Annotated in this window: 6 protein-coding genes; 3 read left to right on the top strand and 3 right to left on the bottom strand. The window is 61.7% G+C overall.

All coding sequences use genetic code 11. From position 1 onward, the window contains the following. Positions 1-769, top strand: a 769-nt coding sequence (locus A3E77_RS10235; RefSeq protein WP_293645584.1) for a HEAT repeat domain-containing protein, incomplete at its 5' end; no start/stop codon positions are given. Continuing rightward, positions 757-1,656 (top strand): transposase, encoded by a 900-nt coding sequence (locus A3E77_RS10230; RefSeq protein ID WP_293645582.1) that lies wholly within the window; start codon positions 757-759, stop codon positions 1,654-1,656. The genes A3E77_RS10235 and A3E77_RS10230, both read left to right, overlap by 13 nt. 75 nt (positions 1,657-1,731) lie before the next feature. Here A3E77_RS10230 and A3E77_RS10225 read toward each other — a convergent pair whose 3' ends face one another. The 3 genes from A3E77_RS10225 to A3E77_RS10215 are packed head-to-tail and all read right to left on the bottom strand — an operon-like array spanning position 1,732 to position 4,329. Next, a complete protein-coding gene (locus A3E77_RS10225) occupies positions 1,732-2,529 on the bottom strand; it encodes an endonuclease (protein WP_293645580.1) in 798 nt (265 codons plus the stop codon). Continuing rightward, positions 2,522-3,859, bottom strand: coding sequence for a DNA cytosine methyltransferase (locus tag A3E77_RS10220; protein WP_293645578.1), 1,338 nt, complete (start codon positions 3,857-3,859; stop codon positions 2,522-2,524). The genes A3E77_RS10225 and A3E77_RS10220 overlap by 8 nt, the downstream gene beginning before the upstream one ends. 44 nt (positions 3,860-3,903) lie before the next feature. Further along, positions 3,904-4,329 carry a very short patch repair endonuclease gene (locus tag A3E77_RS10215; RefSeq protein ID WP_293645576.1) on the bottom strand — a complete coding sequence of 142 codons (426 nt, stop codon included), beginning with the start codon at positions 4,327-4,329 and terminating at the stop codon, positions 3,904-3,906. A gap of 458 nt (positions 4,330-4,787) precedes the next feature. Between A3E77_RS10215 and lepA the strand changes: the two genes are divergently transcribed. Further along, a partial coding sequence (gene lepA / locus A3E77_RS10210; protein ID WP_293645574.1) for a translation elongation factor 4 occupies positions 4,788-6,290 on the top strand: 1,503 nt, incomplete at its 3' end.

Below are 6,290 nucleotides of genomic sequence, written 5' to 3'. Positions count from 1 at the left end.
GCCGCTGCGCCTCGTCGGCGGCGGCGATGGCGGCGCGGGCGGACTGGTGCTCGCCGACCGCGGCGCGATCCGCCTGTCGCTCCAGCTTCGCCCGGACCCCGCAAAAACGCCCGCGCCCGCCACCGCCATCTTCGTTCCCGGCCGCGCCGCGCTGCACATCCTTGCCGACGGCGGTGCGTCGATCACGCTGCACGATGTCGCGGTCACCCGGGCCGAAGAAGACGGCGCCTTTACCGCGAGCGCCGCCGCATCGTGCCGCCCCCGCGCGCCGCGCTCGCTGCGCACGGGCGAAACGCTGATCCTCGACACCGCCCGGCAAAGCTTCACGCTTGGCGCTGGCGGGGCTGGCCGTGCTGGCGGCGGGGCGTCCAGCGGCGACGTGCTGCTCCTCGAACTCGCCGTCCAGCCGCCGTCGCGCCTCCCGATCCGCGCCTATGACATCGCCAGCGGCCGCCTGGCGCGGGTCAGTGCGTCGCGCCGCGACAGCAGCTTTCGCGCGATGGCGCTCGCGCTACTGCGCGAGTTCGGCCGCGCCGATGCCGCGCCGCTGTTCGCGGCCGAGGCGGCGAGCGAGGATTTCGCCGCGCGCTGGAATGCGATGCGCGAACTCGCCGCGCTCGACGCCGCCGCCGCGCGTCCGTTGCTCGCCGCGATGGCCGCCGCCGATCCGCATCCGGAGGTGCGCCGCGCCGCCGCCGCGACGCACGCGCTGCTGTCGCCGCCTTCGGATGCGCCGCGCGCGCCCGGCCGCCTGTCATGCCGCGCCTGATCGACCCGCCCGCGGGCGCCGCGCTCGACCTTGCCGAAGTCGCGGCGCGCCTCGACGAAAGCGGCGTCGACCTGGCCGACGAGGACAGTATCGCGCGCTGCACCCCGCTCCTCGCCGGGCTTGCCCGCAACCGCGACTTCCTCGCCGACAGCGTCCTCGCGGCGCTCAAGGCAAGCTACGCCGACCAGCTTTCGCTCAACCGCTATTCGGCGCAGGTGTTCCTCCTCCACCGCGGCGCGCGCGGCTTTTACCTCCGCGCCAACCTGTGGCCGTCGGCGCGCGACGCCGCCTATGCCGCCAGCGGCCCCGCGGCTTTTTCCTACGGCGTCCCGCACGACCATAATTTCCATTTCCTCACCACCGGCTATTTCGGCCCCGGCTATGTCAGCGATTATTATGACTATGACGCCGACCGGGTCGACGGCCGCGTCGGCGAACCGCTGAACCTGAAATTCGCCGGGCGCAGCCAGCTGGGCGAGGGCCAGATGATGCTCTACCGCGCCCACCGCGACATCCACAGCCAGTTGCCGCCCGCCAGCCTGTCGGTCAGCCTCAACATCATGGACGAGGGCGACCATGTCCCCTGGCGCGACCAATATATCGTCGATCTCGGCCAGGAAACGGACGGGCGCGGCACGATCGCGAAGCGCCCGACGCTCACCAGCAGCGAAATGCTGCTCCGCTGCGCGGTGCACCTGACCGAGAACGGCCGGGACGTGGCCGAGCATTTCGCGAAGGCCCACCCCGTCCCCCGCGTCCGCGCCAACGCCATCGCCGCGCTGGCGGCGGTGGAGGAGGGCGAAGCGAGGGTTGCGGTGCTGGAGCGGGGCATGCGGGATAGCGACGCGCGGGTGCGGGATGATTGTAGGCGGTGGCTGGCGATTTAGACGGAGACTCGCGTGTCCGCGCGTCGGCGCGTAATAGGGCGACCGGGCGATGTCGCTAGCCGCAAAAATCAGTCTCTATTTCGTCCGATAATTTCGAACAGCATTCTCATCCAACTGTTCGGCGGGGACCAGTTTGTAGTGTCGCTCCTCGACAACACGCAGTTCGTCGTCTTGGAGCGTAAGTTCAAACATCGCGACAATGCCTCCCGCCATAAATTGAACGGAAATCGCTCGGCATCTCATGCCCGAAAATCGTTGTTCGACAAAACGAATATCTTGGGTTGTTTGCACGACTCCAATTTGATCGTTGCCGCCCTTTGCCTGCACGGGGATGGCGTAGTGGCACCCGTTTCGATCAAGACCGATATATAGTTCGTCGATTTCGATCTGACCGATGCCGTCAACCGTCGTACGCAAATGATTCTGCAAGCTATAAGTCGTGATGCCGAGAAATGTATCGATGAGCCTATTGTAGCGAACTATAGCAAGTAGAGCTTGCTCGTCATCGAGCGCGTAAGCCCGGATCAACTCCGGCGTTGCATCGGGTATGGTGACAACGATTAGATCGTCGCGCGGAACAATTCGCGTCGCTGTGACCAGCCGGAAACGATATCGAGACCGGCCAGCCCCCTCGATAATCCATTCTCTTCCATCGGACTGAGTATCGAGAACGCTTTGTGGCAATGCGGTCCGATAACGGATTGCATAGACGACGTCCCCAACATTGCGTGGCAATTCGATGTTCAGCGCGGCGGCCTTGGCTTCGATTTCAGGTCGTGCGAACTCGAAAGATGTCGTACCTTTTTGCCAGTGGTCGAAGAATATTCCTTCGATCAATGCCTGATAACGATTTTGCGCGCGCGGCTCAGGCATAGAGTGACCGTTTTTCAATGTGGCTCATTGCCTCTATTTCTGCCTGCTTTCGCTTGGTAGCGCCGCTTTTACGGTCGCGCTTCGACGGCATCGCGGTCACTCCAAAATGATCTGCGGCTTGGGACAGATTCATCCGCAACAAGGCAGTGTCGCCGAGGTCGAGCGTTTCGAAAGGCCGCTTCGGCACCACACTCATGGATGCCAGTACCTGTGCTGCAACCGCGCGAGCCAATGGAGGGGGAACCGAATTTCCGATCTGCCGCGCGCCATGCCATTTAGTTTCGTTAAAACGAAACCAGTCGGGATAGCCATGTAGCCGCGCCATTTCGCGGACGGTTACGCAGCGCGGATGTTCATAATGGATAGGGCGAGGGCTAGTGAAAGCTCCTCGCGCACCGTCGGTTCCGGCGCGCAACGTATTGCTTAATCCATTCGGGGAGAGCTTGTAAAACCGCGAGACGGGCTCGGTATCGCCAGCTGTTGTCGCCGAAAAGCGCCGCCGCGAAATATCAGTATGCTCGGTCCTAGCGCTCGACGTGAGCAGGGAAGGATCCCATTGTCGAACATAGCCATAATGCCACGCGTCGTTGGTCAAGCAGCGGAACTCGCTGGCGTACACGCTCGGATCACCCCAAGTATCTGGCCGGACTTCGTCGGTGTGAGACAGCGCCTCAAATAAATCTGCATCGGGAATATCCGATAACGCTTCGAATGCGTTCGGCCCGATAGGGAGTGCCGCGGAGGCCTTGCCGCGGCCATCGGCTGCCCTAGTCGTTTGGTGAGGATAACTCGGGAGCGTCTTCGATCGTTTTGCTCCGTACAGGAATAAGCGTTCGCGGTGTTGAGGAACGCCGAAATGAGCCGCATCCAGCACCCGCCAAGGCGAGAGCACATCGTAGCCGAGTTCATCTGCCGTGGCGACAATTTCGTCCAAAAACTGACGATGCCGGCCGAGCGTTAACCCCTTAACATTCTCGAACACGAAATAGGTCGCGTCGAGTTCTGCCACGATCCGCAAGAAGTCACGCACAAGAGCGTTGCGGGGATCGTCGAGCGCTCGCTGCCCGATCATGGAGAATCCTTGGCAAGGCGCACCGCCAAATACCACATCGACCTTTCGTTTGCCTATCCCCGCAGCAACGCGAATTTCGCTTCCAGTCAGATCGACCACCGAGCGCGGCATAACAGCACAATGCGGGAAGTTGAATTTATGGACAGCGCAATGGACGGGGTCGATCTCCACCGCCGCAACGATATCGAAACCGGCTTGTTCAAAGCCAAGGCTCATCCCGCCAGCACCGGCGAAAAGGTCGATCCCGATAGGCCTCATTTCAAACTCCCTTCGAATCTCAGGCGGTAGAAGTAGCAGAACATTTAGGGAATGTCGATCGGTTTTGTTGGCCCAAGAAAATTCTTCAGCCGATCTTTAAGCGCCTGATTGTCCTTGATTTCACATTGCCACACTTCCTCGACGGACCATCCAAGCTGCTCCAATTCGGATCGTTTCTCAGCGTCGCGTTTTCTATTTCGCTCGATCTTCTCGTGCCAGAAACCCAGATTGGATTTTGGGAGCTTGCCGATCCGACAGCCGTGACCGTGCCAAAAGCAGCCGTGAACAAAAATAGCCTTACGACGCCGCTTGAAAACGATGTCGGGCTTACCCGGCAATTCTTTGCGGTGCAGGCGAAATCGGTAGCCTAGGCGATGGAGCAAGGACCGCACCGCGATCTCGGGCTTGGTGTTTTTTGAGCGCACTCTCGCCATCAACTGGCTTCGGCTGTCTTTCGAGCGGTTATCCATCACTCTAGAATGTACACGGATTATGGAAGGCCTTCATCCCCCACAGAGATCGTTCGACCCTTCCTAGCCTCGGTTTAACAGTCTTTTTCCGCGTCCTCCACATCACCACCCAAAAAACCGCTTTCCTACATTATCCCGCCATGCCAGCCTCGCGGTCTGGCTCTTTGATTTGTCCGCTCCGCCGTCCTCGTCCGTTGCCCGCGGGTGCGACCCTTCGCGCCATGCTCGCGCGCATGAAAATTGTTTCGCAGGGCTGACTTTCCCTGAACTTTGGATCGACGCCGCGCCGCCCGCTGCGGTCGGTCGCCGCGGCGCGGGTGAAGACGCGTTCGCGCTAAAGCCACAAAGCTTGTCCTGAGCTGGTCGAAGGGGACATATCCCGGCCCGCGCACAGGGGGGCTTGTGCGGCTTTAAGACCCTTGCTGACAGCGCGGCAAACCCCTGCTAGGGCGCCCCGCATGACCACGCCCATGTCCCACATCCGCAATTTTTCGATCATCGCGCATATCGACCATGGCAAGTCGACGCTTGCCGACCGGCTGATCCAGTTCACCGGCGGGCTGACCGCGCGCGAAATGTCGGCGCAGGTGCTCGACAATATGGACATTGAAAAGGAACGCGGGATCACGATCAAGGCGCAGACGGTGCGCCTGAAATATACCGCGAAGGACAGCGAAACCTATGAGCTGAACCTGATGGACACGCCCGGCCACGTCGACTTCGCCTATGAAGTGTCGCGGTCGCTCGCGGCGTGCGAGGGCGCTTTGCTCGTCGTCGACGCGGCGCAGGGGGTGGAGGCGCAGACGCTGGCGAACGTCTATCAGTCGATCGAGCACGACCATGAAATCGTGCCGGTGATCAACAAGATCGACCTGCCCGCCGCCGACGTCGACAAGGTGAAGGCCGAGATCGAGGATATCATCGGCCTGCCCGCCGACGACGCGGTGCTCGCCAGCGCCAAATCGGGGATCGGCATCGAGGAATGCCTGGAGGCGATCGTGACGAAGATCCCGCCGCCGAAGGGCGATGCCGCGGCGCCCTTGCTCGCGATGCTCGTCGACAGCTGGTACGACCCCTATCTGGGGGTCGTGATTTTGGTCCGTGTCGTCGATGGGGTGCTGAAAAAGGGCCAGCAGATCAAGTTCATGCAGGCGGGCACCACCCACCTGATCGACCGCGTCGGCTGTTTCACGCCCAAGCGCGAGGAACTGACCGAGATTGGCGCGGGCGAGATCGGCTTCATCACCGCACAGATCAAGGACGTCGCGCAGGCGCGCGTCGGCGACACGGTGACCGACGCCAAGAAACCCGCCGCGGCACCGCTGCCGGGGTTCAAGGAAGTCCAGCCGGTCGTCTTTTGCGGCCTGTTCCCGACCGACGCCAACGACTTTGAAAAATTGCGCGAAAGCATCCAGAAGCTCCGCCTCAACGACGCGAGCTTTTCGTTCGAGATGGAAAGCAGCGCGGCGCTCGGCTTTGGCTTCCGCTGCGGTTTCCTGGGGCTCCTCCACCTTGAGATCATCCAGGAACGGCTGACCCGCGAATATGACCTCGACCTCATCACCACCGCGCCGTCGGTGGTGTACAAGCTGAAGCTGGGCCACACGAAGAATGAGGCGGCGAAGGAGATCGAGCTTCACAACCCCGCCGACATGCCCGACCCCAACCGCATCGACGAAATCCAGGAACCGTGGATCGAGGCGGTGATCTACGTCCCCGACGATTATCTTGGGCCCATCCTGAAGCTGTGCCAGGACCGCCGCGGGGTTCAGAAGAACCTCACCTATGTCGGCGGCCGCGCCCAGATCACCTATGAACTGCCGCTCAACGAAGTCGTGTTCGACTTCTATGACCGGCTGAAAAGCATCAGCCGCGGTTATGCCTCTTTCGACTATCACCAGATCGGCCACCGCGCCGGCGACCTCGTCAAGATGAGCATCCTCGTCAACAACGAGCCGGTC

Origin of the sequence: Sphingopyxis sp. RIFCSPHIGHO2_12_FULL_65_19, assembly GCF_001830555.1 — a bacterium.
Taxonomy (GTDB): domain Bacteria; phylum Pseudomonadota; class Alphaproteobacteria; order Sphingomonadales; family Sphingomonadaceae; genus Sphingopyxis.
Note: the sequence above shows the minus strand (reverse complement) of the source record. Positions and strands in the feature narration are given on the sequence as shown.